General features: G+C 64.1%; 1 protein-coding gene and 1 pseudogene. Both read left to right on the forward strand.

The genetic code is table 11. The annotated features are described in order from the left end of the window. Nucleotides 1-400: pseudogene (locus AC1D1X_RS24340) on the forward strand (hypothetical protein); the annotation flags it as partial. Between the two features lie 191 nt (nucleotides 401-591). Further along, nucleotides 592-942, forward strand: a complete 351-nt coding sequence (locus AC1D1X_RS24345; protein ID WP_477699494.1) for a hypothetical protein — start codon at nucleotides 592-594, stop codon at nucleotides 940-942. Nucleotides 943-985: the final 43 nt, after the last annotated feature.

The following is a 985-nucleotide window of genomic DNA, read 5'->3' on the forward strand; positions in this document are numbered from 1 at the left end:
GCTGGACACCATCACGGGCCAGCTCGACACGCAGAACACGCCCGAGGGCATGGTGGTGACCTACACCGGCGTGAAGGCCAGTTCGGGCGTGCTCACAGCATCGGGTGAGGCCAAAATCGCCAACCGGCAGATTGCGGGCGAGTTTGCCGTTGACCTGGTGGACGGCATTGTGGGCATCCCGCTGACAGTCAGCGGCCCGCTCGACAACGTCAAATTTTCCGTGTCGGGCGGTGCCATTGCGGGCGCTGTGGTGGGCACCGCGGTACTGCCGGGTGTTGGCACGGCCATTGGGGCCCGCATCGGCTCCACGCTGGGCAAGATTTTCAGCCCGGGCCCGGCGCAGCCTGCCAGTGCGGCGCGCAGCGGCAAGGCGCCTGCCGCACCGTCCAAATCGCGCTGAGGGCCCGATCCATCAACGGCGCCCAGTGGGTCTGGTTGCCGTCAATACCCCCATCCGATGCTGAGCTTCTGGCCCTCTGAATTTGCCACAGGTGGTTAAAATCCCGCTGAAGCAGCGCAAGCCAACACCATCATTTTTGCGGATACCCCACGTTTCAACGACCCGCATCAACCGACCATAAGGCCATCGATATGCCACAGCAGCAGTCTGCCGCTTCCAACACCGCATCGACTCCCCTGGAGCGCGCGCTTGGGCAAAACGAGGCCGTCAAGGACACCGTGGAGCAATCGGCCGCCGAGCTGATGGTGATCAACACGGTGCTCAAACAGGAACTCCCGCCGCACGTGCAGGCCGGCGAAGTGGCCCAGGCCCTGCAGAAAACCGACGCCCTCGAAACCCGCATCCAGGAATCCGCKGAAGACCTCGCGCAGGTCAATGAAACCCTGGARCAGGAAATCGGCGAGCGTGCCGACCTGGAACGCGAACTCGCCAGAACCAARGCAGCCCTTGCCARGGCTACCGGCCAACCCCAGGCCAAGTAACCCCGGCTAAACCGGCTTAGCCGGCGATAAGCCGGGCCATGCC

Source organism: Polaromonas sp. P1_G4 (assembly GCF_056405475.1).